General features: G+C 45.3%; 14 protein-coding genes and 6 pseudogenes. 18 read left to right on the top strand and 2 right to left on the bottom strand.

Annotated features, from left to right (window positions below; translation table 11 throughout):
- Positions 1–41 precede the first annotated feature (41 nt).
- The 6 genes and pseudogenes from argH (at position 42) to CCC17_RS12260 (ending at position 6,589) form a co-directional block, all read left to right on the top strand.
- Positions 42–1,420: pseudogene (gene argH, locus CCC17_RS12285) on the top strand (argininosuccinate lyase).
- Positions 1,421–1,513: 93 nt separating this feature from the next.
- A complete protein-coding gene (gene asd, locus CCC17_RS12280) occupies positions 1,514–2,599 on the top strand; it encodes an aspartate-semialdehyde dehydrogenase (RefSeq protein ID WP_015525720.1) in 1,086 nt (361 codons plus the stop codon).
- A 99-nt stretch (positions 2,600–2,698) separates the two neighbouring features.
- Positions 2,699–2,935, top strand: coding sequence for a DUF3343 domain-containing protein (locus CCC17_RS12275; RefSeq protein WP_287083177.1), 237 nt, complete (start codon positions 2,699–2,701; stop codon positions 2,933–2,935).
- Positions 2,936–3,115: 180 nt separating this feature from the next.
- Positions 3,116–3,871 carry a formate/nitrite transporter family protein gene (locus tag CCC17_RS12270; protein WP_287083176.1) on the top strand — a complete coding sequence of 252 codons (756 nt, stop codon included), beginning with the start codon at positions 3,116–3,118 and terminating at the stop codon, positions 3,869–3,871.
- 1 nt (position 3,872) lies between these two features.
- Entirely contained in the window at positions 3,873–5,924 is a 2,052-nt protein-coding gene (locus CCC17_RS12265; RefSeq protein ID WP_215638509.1) for a DNA topoisomerase, read from the top strand.
- The gene (locus CCC17_RS12260) at positions 5,921–6,589 is read left to right on the top strand and encodes a transferase (protein WP_021651109.1); all 669 of its coding nucleotides are present in this window, start codon (positions 5,921–5,923) and stop codon (positions 6,587–6,589) included. The genes CCC17_RS12265 and CCC17_RS12260 overlap by 4 nt, the downstream gene beginning before the upstream one ends.
- A gap of 124 nt (positions 6,590–6,713) precedes the next feature.
- Here CCC17_RS12260 and CCC17_RS12255 read toward each other — a convergent pair whose 3' ends face one another.
- Positions 6,714–7,451 (bottom strand): TraX family protein, encoded by a 738-nt coding sequence (locus tag CCC17_RS12255; protein ID WP_215638510.1) that lies wholly within the window; start codon positions 7,449–7,451, stop codon positions 6,714–6,716.
- A 246-nt stretch (positions 7,452–7,697) separates the two neighbouring features.
- On the opposite strand from CCC17_RS12255, the gene CCC17_RS12250 reads away from it, so the two are divergent.
- The 3 genes from CCC17_RS12250 (at position 7,698) to CCC17_RS12240 (ending at position 9,945) form a co-directional block, all read left to right on the top strand.
- Positions 7,698–8,390 carry an iron-sulfur cluster assembly scaffold protein gene (locus CCC17_RS12250; protein ID WP_015525726.1) on the top strand — a complete coding sequence of 231 codons (693 nt, stop codon included), beginning with the start codon at positions 7,698–7,700 and terminating at the stop codon, positions 8,388–8,390.
- Between the two features lie 40 nt (positions 8,391–8,430).
- Positions 8,431–9,441, top strand: coding sequence for a GGGtGRT protein (locus tag CCC17_RS12245; RefSeq protein WP_015525727.1), 1,011 nt, complete (start codon positions 8,431–8,433; stop codon positions 9,439–9,441).
- Between the two features lie 210 nt (positions 9,442–9,651).
- Positions 9,652–9,945, top strand: coding sequence for a phage holin family protein (locus CCC17_RS12240; protein ID WP_015525728.1), 294 nt, complete (start codon positions 9,652–9,654; stop codon positions 9,943–9,945).
- 189 nt (positions 9,946–10,134) lie between these two features.
- On the opposite strand, the pseudogene CCC17_RS12235 reads toward CCC17_RS12240, so the two are convergent.
- Positions 10,135–11,417: pseudogene (locus CCC17_RS12235) on the bottom strand (O-acetylhomoserine aminocarboxypropyltransferase/cysteine synthase family protein).
- A 618-nt stretch (positions 11,418–12,035) separates the two neighbouring features.
- On the opposite strand from CCC17_RS12235, the gene CCC17_RS12230 reads away from it, so the two are divergent.
- The 9 genes and pseudogenes from CCC17_RS12230 (at position 12,036) to nadC (ending at position 20,750) form a co-directional block, all read left to right on the top strand.
- Positions 12,036–13,016: a Gfo/Idh/MocA family protein gene (locus tag CCC17_RS12230; RefSeq protein ID WP_287083175.1), complete on the top strand. Its 981-nt coding sequence runs from the start codon at positions 12,036–12,038 to the stop codon at positions 13,014–13,016.
- Positions 13,017–13,220: 204 nt separating this feature from the next.
- Positions 13,221–14,054 carry a sugar phosphate isomerase/epimerase family protein gene (locus tag CCC17_RS12225; protein ID WP_021651116.1) on the top strand — a complete coding sequence of 278 codons (834 nt, stop codon included), beginning with the start codon at positions 13,221–13,223 and terminating at the stop codon, positions 14,052–14,054.
- A gap of 45 nt (positions 14,055–14,099) precedes the next feature.
- A complete protein-coding gene (locus tag CCC17_RS12220) occupies positions 14,100–14,666 on the top strand; it encodes an MFS transporter (protein ID WP_287083174.1) in 567 nt (188 codons plus the stop codon).
- Positions 14,667–14,701: 35 nt separating this feature from the next.
- Entirely contained in the window at positions 14,702–15,739 is a 1,038-nt protein-coding gene (locus tag CCC17_RS12215; RefSeq protein ID WP_287083173.1) for an MFS transporter, read from the top strand.
- Positions 15,631–16,209, top strand: coding sequence for an AAA family ATPase (locus CCC17_RS12210; RefSeq protein ID WP_287083190.1), 579 nt, complete (start codon positions 15,631–15,633; stop codon positions 16,207–16,209). Before CCC17_RS12215 ends, CCC17_RS12210 begins: the two co-directional genes overlap by 109 nt.
- Positions 16,206–17,131: pseudogene (locus CCC17_RS15240) on the top strand (sugar phosphate isomerase/epimerase family protein). The gene CCC17_RS12210 and the pseudogene CCC17_RS15240 overlap by 4 nt, the downstream one beginning before the upstream one ends.
- 441 nt (positions 17,132–17,572) lie before the next feature.
- Positions 17,573–18,469: pseudogene (gene nadA / locus CCC17_RS15090) on the top strand (quinolinate synthase NadA).
- Between the two features lie 73 nt (positions 18,470–18,542).
- A pseudogene (locus CCC17_RS15085) lies at positions 18,543–19,795 on the top strand (FAD-binding protein).
- Positions 19,796–19,896: 101 nt separating this feature from the next.
- Positions 19,897–20,750, top strand: a pseudogene (nadC, locus tag CCC17_RS15235) (carboxylating nicotinate-nucleotide diphosphorylase).
- The last annotated feature ends 168 nt before the right edge of the window (positions 20,751–20,918 follow it).

Here is a 20,918-nt window from a genome sequence, read left to right as displayed (position 1 = left end):
GATAGTTCTGCCGCAAAAAAGAAAAGTGAGGAAGAATCAATATGGCACAGTTATGGGGAGGCCGTTTTACAAAAGAAACGGACAAGCTGGTTTACAATTTTAACGCATCCATTTCCTTTGATCAAAAATTTTACAGACAGGATATCCGTGGAAGCAAGGCACATGTTGCCATGCTTGCAAAACAGGGGATCCTGACAGAGGAAGAAAAGGAGCAGATCACAGAAGGACTGGACGGTATCCTTGCAGACGTGGAAGCAGGCAAGCTGGAGATCACAGCGGAGTATGAGGATATCCACAGCTTCGTGGAGGCAAACCTGATCGACCGTATCGGAGATGCCGGAAAGAAGCTTCACACAGGAAGAAGCCGTAATGACCAGGTAGCTCTGGATATGAAGCTTTATGTCCGCGACGAGATCGATGAGACAGATAAGGAGCTGAAGGACCTTCTTCTTGCCCTGCAGAAGATCATGGAAGAGAATGTTCACACCTATATGCCGGGATTTACCCACCTTCAGAAGGCACAGCCGGTAACTCTGGCACACCATGTAGGCGCATATTTTGAGATGTTCCGCAGAGACCGTGACAGACTTTTTGATATCCGTAAGAGAATGAATACCTGTCCGCTTGGAGCGGGAGCACTGGCAGGAACCACTTATCCGCTGGATCGTGCCTATACTGCAGAGCTTCTCGGCTTTGATGCACCAACCAGAAACAGTATGGATTCCGTATCTGACAGAGATTATGTCATCGAGCTTCTCAGTGCATTTTCTACGATCATGATGCATCTGAGCCGTTTTTCAGAGGAGATCATTCTGTGGAATTCCAATGAGTACCGTTTCGTTGAGATCGATGACGCATACAGCACAGGCAGCAGTATCATGCCGCAGAAGAAGAATCCGGATATCGCAGAGCTTGTTCGTGGAAAAACAGGTCGTGTTTACGGAGCGCTGACATCTATTCTCACAACCATGAAGGGAATCCCGCTTGCATACAACAAAGATATGCAGGAAGACAAGGAGCTGACCTTTGATGCCATCGACACCGTAAAGGGCTGTATCGCCCTGTTTACCGGCATGGTTTCCACTATGCAGTTCAACAAAGCCAACATGGAGGCAAGTGCAAAGAGAGGCTTTACAAACGCCACAGACGCAGCAGACTATCTGGTTAACCACGGTGTACCGTTCCGTGATGCTCACGGCATCGTCGGAAGACTGGTCCTTCTCTGTCTGGATAAGGGAATCTCTCTGGATGAGCTTCCGCTTTCCGAGTACAAAGAGATCAGTCCTGTGTTTGAGGAGGACATCTATGAAGCCATCAGTATGAAGACCTGGTGGAAAAACGTGTGACTCTGGGAGCGCCGGGACCGGACGTGATGGAGCAGGTGATCGCTCAGAATAAAGAATATCTTGAAAAAAATTAAGATAATGCTTGCATTTTAGGAAAAATTGGTATAGTATTTACAGAAAAGACAAATGTGTGCCGTGGAGGGACACAGGATGAGGAGAGTTTTATTATGAGTGAAAAGCTTAAAGTCGGTATTTTAGGTGCAACTGGAATGGTTGGTCAGAGATTCATTTCTCTTCTGGAGAATCACCCGTGGTTTGAGGTGGTTACTGTAGCGGCAAGCCCGAGAAGCGCAGGCAAGACCTACGAGGAGGCTGTAGGCGGCAGATGGAAAATGGATACTCCGATGCCGGAGGCAGTAAAGAAGCTGGTTGTTATGGATATCCACGAGGTTGAGAAGGTTGCAGCTACTGTTGACTTTGTATTTTCCGCAGTTGATATGACTAAGGATGAGATCAAGGCGATCGAGGAAGAATATGCAAAGACAGAGACACCGGTTGTATCCAACAACAGCGCACACCGCTGGACACCGGACGTTCCGATGGTAGTTCCGGAAATCAATCCGGAGCACTTCGAGGTTATCGAATTCCAGAAGAAACGTCTCGGAACAAAACGCGGCTTTGTAGCTGTTAAACCGAACTGCTCTATCCAGAGCTACGCTCCGGTACTTACCGCATGGAAAGAGTTCGAGCCGTATGAAGTAGTTGCCACTACATACCAGGCTATTTCCGGAGCAGGAAAAACCTTCAAGGACTGGCCGGAGATGGAGCACAACATCATTCCGTACATCGGTGGTGAGGAAGAGAAGAGTGAGAAGGAGCCATTAAGACTCTGGGGCAAGATCGAGGACGGCGTGATCGTTCCGGCTACCACACCTGTCATCACATGCCAGTGTGTACGTGTTCCGGTCCTCAACGGACATACAGCAGCTGTATTCGTTAAATTCCGCAAGAAACCTACCAAAGAGCAGCTGATCCAGAAGCTGGTTGAGTTTAAAGGACTTCCGCAGGAACTTGAGCTTCCAAGCGCTCCGAAGCAGTTCATCCAGTATCTTGAGGAGGACAACCGTCCGCAGGTACAGATGGATGTAAACTATGAGAATGGAATGGGAGTATCTGTAGGACGTCTTCGTGAGGATACTGTTTATGATTACAAGTTCATCGGACTTTCCCATAACACAGTAAGAGGTGCCGCAGGCGGAGCAGTTCTCTGTGCAGAAACTCTGAAAGCGAAAGGATATATCCAGGCTAAATAAGAACTGGATCCTTTACAGGAAATAAAGAAAATTATCAGAAACGGGATATCGGTTTTTCCGGTGTCCTGTTTTTGCGTATGTGGAAGGAACAAAGGAGATATGCGCAGAAAAGTAATTACTACAGTTGTGACATTTTCCACAACCACGGCTGCCATGAAAATGGAAAAAATGGCCAGGGAATCTGAATTTCCGGGAAGGCTGATCCCGATCCCTTCAGAGATCAGTGCCCAGTGCGGACTGGCATGGAAATGCGTGGAGCAATCAGAGGAGGAAACAGAGAAATTCCTGAAAAAAAAGGAACTGGCCTGGGATGGCATCTATCGTGTTCTGGTATAAAACGGATATTGTTTGTTGTATGTAACAAAACGGAAATTTTTGAAAATTTTCGCATTTTTATTGTTAAATAATTAGTAAAGTGTTACAATATAACAAACAGATTTCCGGAAAGCGTGTTGCTGTGAACAAAGAAGCAGCAACAAAGTGCCACGCTTGCTAAAATATGTGGAGGTGCTATTTATGAACAGGGAGGATGTAGAGAAACTGTCAACCGCTGCGAAGGGTAAGATAAACTTACTGAACAGCAATTTCGGAAAATACTTTATGCGGGCAATCATGGCCGGATTTTTTATTGATGTGGCGATGATCTACAGTAACGTTGTTGGAAATGTATTTTCCAAAACTTTCCCGGAATGGGGGAAATTCCTTGGAGCCATCGTGTTCTCCATTGCGGTCCTGCTGATCGTAATGGTAGGAGGAGAGCTGTTTACCGGTAACAATCTGGTAATGGCTTTTGGTGCGTATGACAAGAGCGTATCATGGAAAGATGTTGGAAAGGTCTGGGGAATCAGTTACATCGGCAATTTTGTGGGCTGCCTGATCCTGGCACTGATCTTTGTAGGTGCCGGAGCGTCCGGTACAGCAGATTATTTTGCCGGATTTATAAACGGAAAACTGAGTATTCCGGCAGGTCAGATGTTTTTCCGTGCGGTACTTTGTAATTTCTTCGTCTGTCTTGCTGTTCTCTGCGGCATTAAGCTGAAGAGTGAGTCAGGCAAGTTCCTGATGATCGTGATCTGTATTTCAGGTTTTGTTGTCAGCGGATTTGAGCATTGTATCGCAAATATGGGTATTTTTACAGTTGCATTCTGTATGGTGCCAGGATTGTCTGTCGGCGCTATGCTTAAAAGCATGGTGATCGTAACACTGGGAAATATAGTTGGCGGAGTTGTGCTTCTGGCATGGCCGCTTAGAAAGATGAGTGCAGATAAATAGTATGGCAAAGGCTTTATACATAGCGGAGAAGCCCAGCGTGGCACAGGAATTTGCGAAGGCTTTGAAGATCAACGGTCAGAGAAAAGACGGATATCTGGAATCTGATGATTCTGTGGTAACCTGGTGTGTAGGACACCTGGTTACCATGAGCTATCCCGAAAAATATGATATCAAGTTTAAAAGGTGGAGTTTTGATACCCTGCCTTTTTTGCCGCGCGAATTTAAATATGAAGTGATCCCCGGGGTCAAAAAGCAGTTCGAGATCGTAAAAGGACTGCTGAACCGGCCGGATGTGGATACCATTTATGTGTGTACCGACTCCGGACGTGAGGGTGAATATATCTACCGTCTGGTAGCCCAGATGGCAGGAGTAAAGGGGAAAGTCCAGAAACGTGTGTGGATCGATTCCCAGACAGAGGAAGAGATCTTAAGAGGAATCCGTGAAGCGAAGGATATCTCGGAGTATGATAATCTGGCAGCATCTGCGTATCTCCGCGCAAAGGAAGATTATCTTATGGGAATCAATTTTTCCAGAGTTCTGACCTTGCGCTACGGAAGCAGTGTCACCAATTATCTCCATTCCAAATATCAGGCCATTGCAGTTGGGCGTGTGATGACCTGTGTTCTTGGCATGGTGGTGCGGAGAGAACGGGAGATCCGTGTCTTTGTGAAGACACCGTTTTACCGTGTCCTTGGCAGCATTGGACTTGCAGGCGAAAATTTTGACGGTGAATGGAGAGCTGTGGAAGGCAGCCGGTATTTCCAGTCCCCGTATCTTTATAAAGAAAACGGCTTCAGGAAAAAAGAGCATGCACAGATGCTGATCGATCAGCTGATGGTGAACCAGCCCCTTTCCTGTATTGTGGAAAAGGTGGAACGAAAAAAAGAAAACAAAAATCCGCCGCTTCTTTTTAACTTGGCGGAGCTTCAGAATGTGTGCTCAAAGCTGTTTAAGATCAGTCCGGACGAGACACTCCGGATCGTACAGGAGCTTTATGAGAAGAAGCTGGTGACTTATCCGAGAACGGATGCCAGAGTTCTTTCCACGGCAGTGGCCAAGGAGATATACAAGAATATATCCGGTCTTCGAAATTATCAGCAGGCCGGTGCTGCGGCGGCAGAGGTTTTGGGGATGGAATCCTGGAAAAGCATTGCAAAGACCAGATATGTGAATGACAAGCAGATCACAGACCATTACGCGATCATTCCTACCGGTCAGGGACTGAACGCGCTGGGAAATGTGTCTCTTACCGCACAGCGTGTGTACGAGACCATTGTACGGAGATTTTTATGTATTTTTTATCCGCCGGCCGTTTATCAGAAGGTGAGTCTTGTGACGAAGCTGGACGGAGAGGCATTCTTTTCATCCTTTAAGGTTCTCAAAGAAGAAGGCTATCTGAAGATTGCCACGAATTCTTTTTCGCGGAAAAGGGCTTCAGACAGTGAGAAAAACGGAAATGGAGAGGAAGACGAGGCTTCCTGTGATACTGTGCTCCTGGAGGCGTTGCAGAAGCTGAAAAAGGGTGATATACTTCCTGTGAACGGTTTGAGTATCAAGGAGGGTGAGACTTCACCGCCCAAACGATACAATTCCGGTTCCATGATCCTTGCCATGGAAAATGCAGGACAGCTGATCGAGGATGAGGAGCTTCGAGCCCAGATCAAGGGAAGCGGGATCGGCACCAGTGCTACCCGTGCCGAGATCCTGAAGAAGCTTTTTAACATCAAATATCTGGCACTGAACAAAAAGACCCAGGTGATCACTCCAACGCTTCTTGGGGAAATGATCTTTGATGTGGTAAATTGTTCTATCCGGCAGCTTCTGAACCCGGAGCTTACGGCAAGCTGGGAAAAGGGGCTCACCTATGTGGCAGAGGGCAGCATCACGGAACAGGAATATATGGACAAGCTGGAGCATTTTGTGCGGGTACGTACCCGGCAGGTGGAGGCAAGCAATTATCAGTATAACCTGCGGCAGTTTTTTGATGCGGCCGCTGTAAACTACAGGAAGCCGGAGCGGGCTTCCGGACAGGGAGGAAAGAGATCATCATGATGAAAGATTTTACTATCAGCAATATGCTGGATCTGAATGAGACCATTGCAGCAGAGCTTTTTGAGGGAAAAACCTATCCGTGGGAGGTTCTTCCGGAGATCGGAGATTTCATTATTAAGCTGGGAAAAACACTGGATCCTTCTGAATATGAGGAGAAGGGCGAAAATGTATGGATCGCAAGATCCGCTACAGTTGCGCCGACTGCAAGTATCACCGGACCGGCTATCATTGGCAGAGACGCCGAGGTGCGCCACTGTGCATTTATCCGCGGCAAGGCTATCGTTGGTGAGGGCGCAGTTGTGGGAAATTCCACAGAGCTTAAGAATGCAGTGCTGTTTAACAAGGTTCAGGTTCCTCATTATAATTATGTTGGAGATGCTGTGCTGGGATATAAGTCCCACATGGGTGCCGGATCGATCTGTTCCAACGTAAAATCAGACAAGAAGCTGGTTGTCGTAAAAGACGGGGATGAAAAGATCGAAACCGGTCTTAAGAAATTCGGAGCGATGCTCGGAGATCATGTTGAAGTCGGATGCGGTTCTGTGCTGAATCCCGGTACTGTGATCGGACGGAATTCTAATATCTACCCGCTGTCACCGGTACGTGGATGTGTTCCTGCAGATTCCATTTATAAAAATGCAAAAGAGATCGTAAAGAAAAAATAAGAAACAGATTCTTCTGGACACGCATTTAGGCTGCACTTTTGAGAGAGTGCAGCTTTTTTTTGATGGGGTGCTGGATGCAACAGTATTGGTCGTGGAAGGATGAACCGACCGGGAGCGGGCGGGATTAAGATAAAAACAAAAGCTGTCGAAGTATGACCAGTCCTATAATATGGACTGGGTAAAACCAGTAAAAGAAATATTTTGCTGATTTTCCGCGGATGAAGCCTCTTTTTCCATTGTACAGGTTAATGGACAGAAAGGCAAAGGAGGCTCTCCATTCATAGTAAAGCCAGCAGCTTCCGAGGATTGCCTGGCCTGGCTTATCGTCTCGCATATAGTACATGATCAGCAGGAAGATATACCCCCGCCATCCATAGTCTGCTTTCAGAAAAATGGAAACAACAAGCAGTCCCAGGATGCAGAGAAGCTGCATCGAAGGTCTGGTCTGGAAATATTCGATGGCACAAAAGGCCAGATATCCGAGGAAAAGCGTAAAAAACACATTTTGTCTTTCGTAACGCAGCGTATTTGTAAACATCAGATTCCACGGAATTTCTGAGAGCAGCGCAAAAAGAAGGAGATTTCTTCCATAGAGGAACCGGCTCCGCGTATGCCGGAAGCCTTCCAGCAGGAGAAAACAGAAGATGGGAAAAGCAGCTCTTCCGATATCGCGGAAAATAAGATATACAGTATATTCTCTGCCGAAAAGTGTAAACAGGATTTTCTGTGCGGGCTGATACATACTGAGCAGCACAGCTCCGATATGATCGACCAGCATGGTGATGACCGCGATCATCTTCAGAGCGCTTCCGCTGAGAATGCGGTATTTTTCTGGAAAAACAGAATCCACAGATGCATTCATGAAAAATATACCTCCAAGGTTAAACTTGCTAATATATTATCACATACATACAGTAGTTGCCAGAAATATTTGACAGTTAGGCATGCAATACTGCCGGAATAACTACCAATATTATGCGTTTTATGGCAAAATTTTATCAAATATGACTGGACGAAACAAAGGTTTTGTGAGAAAATAGCCGTAGGGTGTTATCGAACTTTTTTTCTCAATAACATCGGTCAATCTATACTTGAAAGGAGTTTTAAAATGATTTATTCACGCGAAGTAGAAGAAATGTGTCCAGTGGCACAGGGCGTACATCATGGTGCCGCTCCGATCCCGGAAGAAGCAAAATGGGTTCAGGCAAAAGAAGTAAAGGATATCTCCGGATTTACACACGGTGTTGGCTGGTGTGCTCCGCAGCAGGGTGCTTGTAAGCTTTCCCTTAACGTTAAAGAGGGAATCATCCAGGAGGCACTTGTCGAGACAATCGGATGTTCAGGAATGACTCACTCTGCAGCTATGGCTTCTGAGATCCTTCCAGGACTTACCGTTATGGAGGCACTGAACACAGACCTTGTATGTGATGCAATCAATACAGCTATGAGAGAGCTTTTCCTTCAGATCGTTTACGGACGTTCCCAGTCTGCATTCTCCGAGGACGGACTTGCAGTAGGCGCTGGTCTTGAGGACCTTGGAAAAGGACTTCGTTCTCAGGTTGGTACAATGTATGGAACTCTGAAAAAAGGACCTCGTTACCTTGAGATGGCTGAGGGTTATGTTACAGGTATCGCTCTTGATGAGAACGATGAGATCATCGGATATCAGTTCGTAAGCCTTGGAAAAATGACTGACTTCATTAAGAAAGGTGATGACCCGAACACAGCATGGGAGAAAGCAAAAGGTCAGTACGGCCGTGTTGCAGATGCTGTTAAGATCATCGACCCAAGAAAAGAGTAATTACACTTCGTAAGGTAAAAATATCAGGAGGTTACAGGAAATGGCTTTATTTGAATCATATGAGAGACGAATTGACAAGATCAATTCTGTTTTAAACAGCTATGGAATCGCTTCTATCGAAGAAGCTGAGAAAATCACTAAAGACGCAGGACTGAACGTTTACGATCAGATCAAAGGCATTCAGCCGATCTGCTTCGAGAACGCTTGTTGGGCTTACACAGTAGGTGCAGCTATCGCGATCAAAAAAGGCTGCAGAAGAGCCGCTGACGCAGCAGCAGCTATCGGAGAAGGCCTTCAGGCTTTCTGTATCCCGGGATCCGTTGCAGACACACGTAAAGTAGGTCTTGGACATGGAAACCTTGGAAAGATGCTTCTTGAGGAAGAGACAGACTGCTTCTGCTTCCTTGCAGGACATGAGTCTTTCGCAGCAGCTGAGGGTGCGATCGGTATCGCAGAGAAAGCAAACAAGGTTCGTAAAAAACCTCTTCGTGTTATCCTGAACGGTCTTGGAAAAGATGCTGCTCAGATCATCTCCCGTATCAACGGCTTTACATATGTAGAGACAGAGTATGATCCATATAAGAACGAGGTTAAGGAAGTATTCCGTAAATCCTATTCTGAGGGACTTCGTGCAAAGGTTAACTGCTACGGCGCTAACAGCGTTCCGGAAGGTGTTGCGATCATGTGGAAAGAGGGCGTTGACGTTTCCATCACAGGAAACTCCACAAACCCGACTCGTTTCCAGCATCCGGTAGCAGGAACATACAAAAAAGAGTGCAACGAGAAAGGCAAAAAATACTTCTCCGTTGCTTCCGGCGGTGGTACAGGACGTACACTTCATCCGGACAATATGGCAGCAGGTCCTGCTTCCTACGGTATGACTGATACACTTGGACGTATGCATTCTGACGCTCAGTTCGCAGGATCTTCTTCCGTACCGGCTCACGTAGAGATGATGGGTCTTATCGGCGCTGGAAACAACCCGATGGTTGGTATGACAGTTGCTGTAGCTGTTTCCGTACAGGAAGCTGCTGACGCTGGCAAATTCTGATTTCAGATAACGAAAAATAGTGGGAAAGGCTGTAAACCTTAGGGTTTATGGCCTTTTTCTTTTTGCTCTGCAATAGAAAAAAATATTCTCAAAAAGTGCGAAAACAGTAATAGCGAACACGTAGCTAACATTTTGTGGGAATTTATGAAATATTTTTTGGAGAAATTCATAAAATAAATCAAAGCGGCAGGGGAGATACGGAGAATATTTATGGAAGCGCTTGTGGATTATATTAAACCGGAATTGCTGATCACAGCGATCGCTTTGTATTTTATGGGGATCGCACTGAAGGAGGCTCAGGCTGTGAAGGACAAATATATTCCGCTGATACTGGGGTGTGCAGGGATCCTTATATGCGGAATTTATATTTTTGCTACCTGTTCCTGTAAAAATGCACAGGATATTGCAATGGCAGTATTTACATCCACGACACAGGGAGTCCTGGTGGCGGGGCTTTCTACATATGTGAACCAGCTGATCAAACAGCTGGAAAAAGATGAATAATGGATTTTGTAAGGTAGTTTCAGATACTTGCAGCAGCTGCAGGAATTTATGCGCCAGAAGAAAGCCGTTCAGAACAGGATGCAGGTAATTTGCGGAAATGTCATAATTGAGAGTAGGAGAAAATATATCATAAAAAGGAAGGATACATCATGCATGAGCAGATGTATCCTTCCTTTTTGAATTGGTTATTTATGCATTTTTCAGTGCCTGTTCCAGATCTTTGATAATATCATCCACATTTTCGATACCGATGGAAAGACGGATCATTCCAGGAGAAACTCCTGCTTCAACCAACTGCTCGTCGTTCATCTGGCGATGTGTATGGCTGGCTGGGTGAAGGACCATAGTGATGGAGGCGGCAACGTGAGTTGCGATGGTGGCAAGCTTCAGACTGTCCATAAAACGGACTGCTGCATCACGGCCACCGGTCAGTTCAAAGGAGATAACGCCGCAGGTATGACCATCCTTCATATATTTCTGAGCCAGTGCGTGATATTTATCCTCCGAAGTCCTGCGTAATTTACATGAGAAACCTTTTCGTGTGCGTTCAGGTATTCTGCAATCTTCTGGGCGTTGGAGCAATGGCGTTCAACACGCAGCGGAAGCGTTTCCAGACCGAGGTTCAGAAGGAAGCAATTCATCGGAGACGGAATAGAGCCCAAATCACGCATCAGCTGGGAAGTAGCCTTAGTGATGTAAGCTTTTTTTCCGAACTGCTTTGTATAGATAACGCCGTGATAGGATTCATCCGGCTCTGTCAGGCCGTGATATTTATGGCCGTAGGCATCCCAGTCGAAGTTACCGCTGTCGACAATGGCGCCGCCTACCTGAACGGCATGTCCGTCCATATATTTGGTGGTGGAGTGGGTAACGATATCTGCACCCCACTCGAAGGGACGGCAGTTTACCGGTGTGGCAAAGGTGTTATCCACAATAAGAGGCACGCCGTTTTGGTGTGCAACGTGTGCAAATTTCTCGATATCAAGAACTACCAGAGCCGGATTGGCGATAGTTTCTGCAAAGAGAACCTTTGTGTTCGGTTTGAATGCGGCAGCGATCTCTTCTTCTGTTGCATCGGTATCAACAAAGGTGCAGTCAATGCCAAGTTTCTTGAAGGTGACGGCAAGAAGGTTGAAGGTTCCTCCGTAAATGGTAGAAGCGGCAACAACGTGATCGCCTGCCTCACAGATATTAAATACTGCGTAGAAGTTGGCTGCCTGTCCGGAAGAAGTCAGGATTGCAGCAACACCGCCTTCCAGATCTGCGATCTTTGCGGCTACGGCATCGTTAGTCGGGTTCTGGAGACGGGTGTAAAAATATCCGTCTGCCTTCAGATCAAATAACTGGCCCATTTCGTCGGTGGTGTCATATTTGTAAGTGGTGCTCTGATAGACAGGAAGTGCACAGGGCTCGCCTTTGGATGGGGTATAGCCGGAGTGGATACATTTAGTCTCTAAATTATAGTCGCTCATAGGGATAAGTCCTTTCTGCTGTGTTTTTCGTATGAATTTAACCGAATCAGGGAAGTTTGCTGCTTCAGATGCGGATACCCCATTGATCTGGATTAAGGAAGCTTCCCTGTATTTCCGGATACTTCATTCCTGTATTATGCGTTTCAGGGATTTCTGAGAGAAGCTTTGATCCTTGTAGTTCGGCTAAATAAAGTATGAAAAGTGCATTTGTGTATTTTAAATAAAACTACATATAAGTATAACTCTTTATGTGTTGAAATACAACAATATTCTACATAAACTCCACTGTGGTATAAGGGAAATAAAATGTTGCGTTCTGGTGCACATAATAAAATGCTACATGATCAACGTTCGTAATAAGCATAGTAAGTCATTTTATATATGCGGAAATTTGAGCGAAGGTCAGAAAAATACTGTAAAACAAACAAAATATGTGAATAAAGTAACAAATAGTGAAAATCGCATAAAAACAAAATGGATATTTTGTACAAAAAAGATATTGCGTTCACGTGCACAAGATGATAATATAACATCATCAAAAAGAACACAAAAACAGAAAACAATAAACAATAAAAAATGAACGGAGGAATTTAAAATGTTAAGAGTAGGAGTTATCGGATGCGGCGGAATGGGAAGAGATCATATCAGAAGATGACAGAGAAGATCCAGGGAGCAGAAGTAGTAGCTGTTTCCGATGTATTTGAGGAAAGTGCCAAGAAAGCAGCCGAGATCTGCGGAGCAAAAGTCTATGCAGACAGTAAGGAGCTCATCAATGCAGAGAACGTAGATGCAGTATTTATCGTATCTCCGGGCTTCGCACATGTAGATTCTCTTCTTCAGGCGATCGAGGCCGGCAAGAGGATTTTCTGTGAGAAACCATTATGTACAACTGCTGAGGACTGCCTGAAAGTAGTAAAGGCAGAGGAGGCAGCCGGCAAACATCTCATCCAGCTTGGATTTATGAGACGCTATGACAAGGGATATCAGCAGATCAAGGAAGCACTTGCAACCGGAGAATACGGCGAGCCGCTGATCCTTCACTGTACACACAGAAATCCAGAGGTAGGTACCAATTACAATACACCAATGGCTGTGCACGATACCGCAATCCATGAGATCGATGTCCTTCACTGGCTTGTAGATGATGAGTATGAATCAGCACAGGTAGTAATGCCAAGAGTGACGAAATATTCCCACTCTGAGCTGAAGGATCCGCAGATCATGATGCTCCGTACTAAAAAAGGTGTATGCATTGATGTAGAAGTATTTGTAAACTGCAAGTTTGGATATGACATCAACTGTGAAGTTGTATGTGAGGACGGTGCACTGAAAATGGCACAGCCGGCTTATCCGTCTATCCGCAAGAATGCGGCAGTGTCCACTGCTATTGACACAGACTGCTTCGTAAGATTTAAAGACGCTTATGATAAAGAGGTTCAGGACTGGGTTGATAACGCAGAGGCAGGAGTGATCACAGGACCGAATGCATGGGATGGATACCTGGCAGCGATCACAGCAGATGCTCTTGTAAAAGCGCAGGAAACCGGACAGATCGAGAAAATCGTTTCAGCAGTTGAGAAGCCGGAATTTTATAAATAAATATATTTTACGAGCTCTACCTCATCAAGTGTGAGTTATCATACCCAACTTATTGCTACAGACTTCCCCAATGAGTCTGCGGCGGCAGTTACCGGCAGGATCCGATTCCGCTTCGGCTTTGTTGAAAATGCAGTGGAAAACCTGCCGGTGAGATTAACTGGAAAAATTGGCTGAAAAGTAAAAAACATATGGAGGGTATTGAAGATGAAATTAGGATTTAATGAAGCAACTGCACTGGAATGTAAAGGACAGTCTCTTATGGCAGACCTGGAGATGTGCGAGAAATATGGTTTTGATTATATTGAGATCCGCTTTGACTGCGTAAAGGACTATCTTAAAGAGCATACACTGGAAGAACTTGCAGACTGGTTTAAGAATCATCATCTGAAACCATGGGCATACAACACTTTGATCTTCTTTAACCAGAGAGATGAGGCAGGGGAAAAAGAGATTGACGAAGAAGTTGATTTTATCCTGAAGGTTTCCAAAGCAATTGGAATGAAAATGCTGATCACCGTTCCAAGCTTTGATGTAAAAGACAAATCTGTCAGTGAGATCAAAGAAGAAGCAGTTGCACGTCTTCGTTATCTTTCCGATAAGGTTGGCGCGGATATGAAGATCTCCTTGGAGTTCTGTGGTGCACCGAACTGCTCCATCAACCAGTTTGGAACAGCCTATGATGTGGTAAAAGCAGTAGACAGAGATAATGTAGGCGTTACCGTGGATACCTTCCATTTCCATGAGATGTGCTCCCGCCTTGAGGACCTGAGAGCTGCTGATGGCAAGAAGATTTTTGCATACCATTTAAATGACTGTGAGGATCTTCCACTTGGCTCCTGCGGAGACGACAAGAGACTGTGGCCGGGTGAGGGTGTTGTAGATCATGCAGGAATCGCAGCTGCACTGAAGGAAATCGGTTTTGATGGCGTTTGCACCATCGAAGAGTTCCGTCCGGAATACTATGCAATGAGCCATGAGGACAACGTGAAAAAGGCTGCGGAAGTTACCAGAGACTTTGTGCAGAAATATTTCGGATAATTCATTCAGAAAGGTCCGACCTTAAACCGATAGGAGGTAGATACTATGGCTGGTAAGGGAATCCCTGAATTGTTGAATTACAAGCAGAAGGGGAAAGACTTGAATGAATTCATCAAGGTTCCGTTGTCGGAAAAGCTGGCATACTGTTTTGGTGATCCGGCACTGACCTTGATGTATACCATGACTACAACTCTGCTGATCTATTTTTATACCAACGTTGTTGGAATATCAGCAGGTGCGGTAGGAATGATCATGCTTTTGTCCCGTGTTTTTGATGGATTTTCCGATGTGCTGATGGGAACTATTATCGACCGGACTCATTCCAAGTATGGAAAAGCCAGGATCTGGATCTTAAGACTTGCGGTTCCTTATGCGCTGGCAGCGGTGCTTTTGTTCACCATGCCGCCAATGGGAAATATGGGAAAAATCATCTATGCTTTTGTTACCTATAATATCATGAATACGGTTGTATACACTGCTATCAGCCAGCCATTCCATGCACTGGGATCTCTGATGAGCCGTGACCGTCGTGAACGTGATGTGATCTGTAACATCCGCATGGTATTGTCGATCACAGCAAGTATGATCATTACTGCGTTCACACTGCGCTGATCAATATCGTAGCGAATATTACCGGCAATCAGCAGATGGCCTGGATCCTAGTAACTGCCGGCTATGCGATCATTTCTGTCGGTGTACTTGTGAATACTTATATGGTCTGTACAGAGCGTGTTTCTGCAGCAAAACAGGAAAAGGAAGATATTCCTTTTGTGGAAGCATTTAAAGCAACCGTTACCAACCGGTATTTCCTTATCGCTCTGGGGCTGATGATCTTTTATACCGCATATCAGATCATTATCGGAACGGACCTTACCTATTACTGCCAGTATGTACTCGGAAATGTAGACCTCGTCATGCCTCTTTCCGCAGCTGAGAAACTGGCAACTGTGGCAGGAATTGCCCTTCTGCCGAAGGCGCTTCCCCGTTATGGAAAAAGAAATCTCATCTGTGCCGGCTGCATCCTGGGCGTTGCAGGACAGCTTCTGTTCCTGATGAATATTACCAGTGTTTCGCTTGGTGTTGTAACCTGTATCATGAGAGGTATCGGAATCGCCCCATTCTATGGTGTGCAGTATTCTCTTCCAAGCGATGCGATTGAGTATGGCCAGTGGAAAACAGGCAAGCGTGTGGAGGGGCTGATGTTCTCATCTATGAGCATGGGTCAGAAAGCCGGTTCCGGACTGACTTCTGCTATTATGGGAGGAATTCTTTCGGCGGCATACTTTGACGGAACAAAGGCGACAGCGGCAGAGCAGTCTGCAGAGGCAATCCGCGTGATCAAGGGATTTTATCTGTATGTTCCGATAGCAATCTGGGTAGTGATGTTTGTGATCGCAGCATGCTACCAGCTGGACAAAGTTTATGACAAAATGATGCGTGAACTGATCCAGCGAGAATCGGGAGAGGAAAGCGGCTCTGTGCCGGGCGAGATTCAGTCCATGCCGTTACCGGAAGCTTCCGGAAACCGGGATCAACGTGGCAATTGGAAAGACTGTATGGCAGCAGTGGAAGAAAGATTGCCGAGGATGTTGCAAAAGCACTGGACTGCAAGGTTTATGATCGCCAGATCATCTGTCTTATGGCAGAAAAGTTCGGTATGGAAAAAGCAGATCTGGAAAGTGTAAGGCAGTATCTGGATTCCTACAATTATGAGGATTCTGAGCTTACATTTTCCCCGTATGGACATTCATCGGCAGGTGCGGCAGCAGATTATACAGGTGTTCAGATGTTTGAGGTGCAGAGCCGGATCATCCGTGAGCTTTCTGAGAGAAGACCAGGTGTATTCCTGGGAAGATGTGCCAACTATGTGCTTCGTGGAGAGCCGCATACATACAGCTTTTTCGTTTATGCAGATGATGCTTACCGGGAAAAAGAGGGCCAGGAATATTATAAAGGCCAGTCTCTTGGAGAACTGAAGAAACGTGATCAGATCCGAAATGAATATTATGAGAAGTTTACCGGAATCCGCAGAGACGATCCCCATTATTACGATATGGTGATCAATGTATCCAAAACAGGTGCAGCCGGAGCGGCCAGCCTGATTCTGGATTATATCCGGAATAAAGAAGAGGAAAAAGGAGGGAATGCATCATGAAGATCGCATTTGACGTAGATGTTCTTGCAAAACAGATGGATATCAACCGTATGGTCCATCAGGTGGCGGACTGGGGATATAAATATATTGAAACAGTCTCCGCATCCGAGGATCAATCCGTTCTATAAGCATCCGTTGTTTTCAAAAGAATGTGAACAGGAATACAGACAGGCTCTTAAAGAGACTGGCGTTGAGATTTCGTCCTTTATCGTGGTGTATCGCTGGTCTGGTCCGACGGAGGAACAGAGACAGTTTGCCAGTTGCAAACTGGAAACGGATGATCCAGATCGCCGGAGATATGGGAGTGAAGGTTATCAATACAGAGCTTTCGGGTGATCCGAACCAGCAGGAGATCTGCAATGGAATGTGGTTTAGATCCATGGAGGAATTGCTTCCGCTGATCGAGCGTGAGGGTATCCGTGTGGAGATCCAGTCTCATCCTTATGATTTCTGTGAGCTGAATAATGAGACCTGTGATATGGTGAAATCCTTCCGTTCTCCAAACCTTGGTTATGTGTATTCTTCTCCTCACGGCTTCTTCTACGATGAGGGCAAAGGAGATGTGCGGTCCATGCTGAAATATGCGGGAGATGAACTGACCCATGTACTTTTTGCGGATACCTTTAACCAGACCATGGACTGCAGATACATTTTAAATCCGCCGTGGCTGAATGGCCGTGGAAAAGCGGATGTGACGGTGCATCAGCATCTTGCAATGGGTGAGGGTGATGTTGGATTTTGATGGTATTTTTGAAAACATTGAGAGAAATGGATTTTGCCAGCAAGCAGCTGAAACCGGATGCACCGAAAGCCGGCGGCGATAACATTGCCCTGCGTTTCTATGTTTGGTTTTCCGGAAAAGATGGGTAAGCAGGCACCGGAAGCAAGAGAGAGGATTGAGAGAGAACTGCTGGGGAAATGATCGGGTGATTGCGGCAGATCAGAAAGAAAACTGTAATAAATGAGCAGCTGACAGTACGCAGAACGGTGAATATAGACTGATAAAATAATGAATGTGTGCAGAAACACGGTTTCCAGGATGAAAGTTTCATTGTGGAAACCGTGTTTTTTTGATGTCTTTCTTTACAAAAAAAACTTTAATATATCAAACAACTGTCTTGTCACATGTAAAGGACTGTGGTATTATGTGTAAGATGTTTTGAAAAAAGTTACATGATAATAAAAAAGCAGATCAGAAGCATCTGCATAATAAAGACTAGTACAGCGAAAATTAAGTTTCTGCTATATTGAGCAGCAGATGAAAAATCAGACAAGTCAATATGGCGGGGTTACTTAATATTCGCTGTACTAGAAAGCAAAAGCAGGAATCAAAAAAGAAATCCTGCAGGAAAGGTGAAAGATAATGACAGTTGCAGAAGAAATCCAGAAATTAAAAAAAGAAAAAGATGCTATCATCTTGCACACTACTACGTACGTCCTGAATGCAGGATGTAGCTGACTATATAGGAGATTCCTTTTATCTCAGCAAGATCGCAGCCAGGCGAAAGAGAAGACGATCGTGTTCTGTGGAGTAGGATTTAGGGAAGAGACGCCAAGATCTTAAGTCCGGATAAAACTGTTCTGATGCCTGCCATGGATGCAGACTGTCGATGGCTCATATGGCAACAGAAGAAGGTATCCGCAAGGTGCGAGAGGAATATGACGATGTGGCAGTTGTCTGTTACATTAATTCCACAGCAGCATTGAAGGAGCTTTCTGATGTATGTGTTACCTCCGCAAATGCAGTAAAGATCGTAAAAGCGCTTCCGAACAAAAACATCTTTTTTATCCCGGACAGAAATCTTGCACATTTTATTGCAGAACAGGTTCCTGAGAAGAACTTTATTTATAACGAAGGTTTCTGTATTGTCCATGAATTTATGGATCCGGAAGAAGTAAAAGCAGCAAAAGAAGCGCACCCGGATGCACTGGTTCTGGCACATCCGGAATGTCCTCAGACAGTTCTGAAACAGGCTGATTACATCGGAAGCACATCCGGATCATTAAATATGCACAGGAAAGTGACAATAAAGAGTTTATCATCTGCACAGAATGTGGCGTTCAGTACAAGCTGGAAACACCTGCCCGGATAAAAAATTCTACTTTACAGAAACCGTACCGGTCTGCAAAAACATGAAAAAAGTATTTCTGGAAAAAGTTCTCCACGTTCTGAAAACGGGGAGAATGAGGTTCATGTAACAGACGAGACACGTGAAACGCGAAGAGACCGCTGGAGCGGATGCTGGAACTGGCAAAATAAATAAAACACATTTGTATAAAAGATTTGTCTGAGTTGGCTGAAAAGAGAAATCAAGACAGAGAGGCGAAAAGCAATGAGAATTAAAACAGACGTAGTGATCGTGGGAACAGGTGTTGCAGGTATGTTCAGTGCCTTGAAGCTTCCGCGGGACAAAAAATCGTGATCATCACAAAAGAGGATATGAGGAGAGTGATTCTTTCCTGGCGCCAGGGCGGGATTGTGTGCTTCGTGATGAAAACGATTACGACAGCTATTTTGAAGACACCATGAAGGCAGGACATTACGAAAACAGAAAAGAGTCGTAGACATTATGATCCGAGGCTCCAGAGAATCATTAAGACTTGTCGGATATGGCGTGGATTTCAAGATGGATGGAGATGATTTTGCCTATACAAGAGAAGGTGCACATTCCAGACCGAGGATCCTTTATCATGAGGATATCACAGGAAAAGAAATTTCCGAAAAACTGCTCCAACAGGTTCTGAAGCTTGAAAATGTAACAATTCTGGAATATACTACCATGCAGGATATTCTTGTGGAAAATGGCAAATGTACAGGCCTGAAGGCAGTTTCCGCAGAAGCGAACAGGGCACGTCTTGAAGCTATGGAAGCCGGAAAAGCAGTGAAAACCCAGGAAGAGATCCAGCCGGGCGGAGAGATCCAGGTAGAGATTTATGCACAGGATACGATCCTGGCAGCGGCGGGATCGGAGGAAGATATGAGCATTCCACCAACTATCCGCATCTTACAGGGGATGCCCTTGATATTGCAAAAAAACACAATGTACGTCTGGAACATCTGGATTATGTGCAGATCCATCCGACAACGCTGTATTCCAAGAAACCGGGCCGTAGATTCCTGATCTCAGAATCGGTTCGAGGAGAAGGTGCAGTACTTTATAACAGCAAAAAAGAGCGTTTTGTCAATGAACTTCTTCCAAGAGATGTAGTAACAAATGCGATCCGGGAAGAAATGAAAAAAGAAGGAACAGACCATGTATGGCTATCCATGGAAAATATGATAAAGATACGATCCTGAATCATTTTCCGAATATTTATCAGAGATGCCTGGAAGAAGGCTATGATGTGACAAAAGAATGCATCCCTGTTGTTCCTGCTCAGCATTATTTCATGGGCGGTATCTGGGTGGATTCTGACAGCAAGACCAGCATGGATCAGCTTTATGCAGTGGGAGAAACCAGCTGCAACGGTGTACATGGCGCGAACAGACTGGCAAGTAATTCCCTGCTGGAGAGCGCTTGTATTTGCAAAACGTGCAGCCAAAGCAATCTCAGCAGAAAAGAAAAGTGCTGCAGGTGCGGCATAAATGCAGTCGGAATATAAATATCCGTATTATGAAAGACAGGAGCAGCCTTGCTTTGGAGAACAGGGCTGCTGTGATAATTAAGAAAGAGCAGGTATTGTAAAATGAATAAGATCACAATGACACTTCAGGTAGATCACCTGATCCTGGAGGCTTTAAAGGAAGATATTTCAAGCGAAGACGTTACCACAAACTCTGTTATGAAAGAAGCAGTTCCGGGAGAGGTAGATCTGATCTGTAAAGAGGATGGAATCATTGCGGGACTGGAAATCTTCAGCCGTGTATTTTACGCTTCTGGATGCTGACACAAAAGTGGAGCTGTTCTGCAAGGACGGCGATGAAGTAAAAAAGGTCAGAAAATGGGAAAAGTTACAGGAGATATCCGGGTGCTTCTTTCCGGCGAGCGTGTGGCACTGAATTATCTTCAGAGAATGAGCGGGATCGCAACCTATACACATTCGGTTGCGTCACTTCTTGAAGGAACAGGGATCACATTGCTGGATACCAGAAAAACGACGCCGAATATGCGTATTTTTGAGAAATATGCTGTTCGTGTAGGCGGCGGACAAACCACAGATATAATCTTTCAGATGGAGTTCTTTTGAAAGACAATCACATCGGAGCAGCAGGAAGCGTTGCGAATGCTGTAAAAATGGCGCAGGAGTATGCTCCTTTTGTCCGCAAGATCGAAGTTGAGGTAGAAACTCTTGATCAGGTAAAAGAAGCTGTTGAGGCCGGCGCAGATATCATCATGCTTGATAACATGACTCCGGAGATGATGAAAGAGGCGGTGCAGCTGATCGATGGAAGAGCAAAAACTGAATGCTCCGGAAATGTTACAAAAGAAAACATTGCAAAGATCAGGGATGTTGGTGTAGACTATGTATCAAGTGGTGCATTAACGCATTCTGCACCGATCCTTGATATTTCGCTTAAGAATCTTCATCCGCTTTCCTGAAAAATGCAGGATTTTACAGAATACGAGTGCTGTGACAGGAAATACCCGAATATCAGAAAAGAAGCGTGAATTGCCGGAAGCAGAGGCATAGCAGGTGATGTCGGGCCGGGTTGGAGATATCGCGAGAATGAAGGAGAGAGGTATCGGAATAAAAAGTACAGGCACAGC

This window comes from Blautia sp. LMAG:36 (genome assembly GCF_008680535.1).
Classification (GTDB): domain Bacteria; phylum Bacillota; class Clostridia; order Lachnospirales; family Lachnospiraceae; genus Blautia_A; species Blautia_A fusiformis.
Note: the sequence above shows the minus strand (reverse complement) of the source record. Positions and strands in the feature narration are given on the sequence as shown.